A 226-nucleotide genomic window follows, 5' to 3' on the forward strand; every position below is an offset into this window, starting at 1 on the left:
TATCGCTTCCAACAAGGCGGCCACCAGAAGGTGATTCAGCTTCTTTTTTTATGAAGGCACTGAGTTGAGCCCGCTGCTCATCGGTGAGGTATGCAGGCCTACCAGTCCGAGGTTTAGGCCTTCTTCAAAAAAAATCCGAACCCATTTATTGACACTGGTTCGACTGACTTTGAGAGATTTTGCAATTTGTGTACGAGAGAGGCCGTCTTTAAAGTGTGCGAGCGCA

At 47.8% G+C, this 226-nt stretch carries 1 protein-coding gene; it reads right to left on the reverse strand.

What is annotated here, in order from left to right:
- Positions 1 to 48: 48 nt before the first annotated feature.
- On the reverse strand, positions 49 to 226 hold a 178-nt coding region (locus AB4503_RS25710; protein WP_372115938.1), incomplete at its 5' end, for a helix-turn-helix domain-containing protein.

It is taken from the genome of Vibrio sp. 10N.222.55.B11 (assembly GCF_041473705.1).
Lineage (GTDB): Bacteria > Pseudomonadota > Gammaproteobacteria > Enterobacterales > Vibrionaceae > Vibrio > Vibrio crassostreae_C.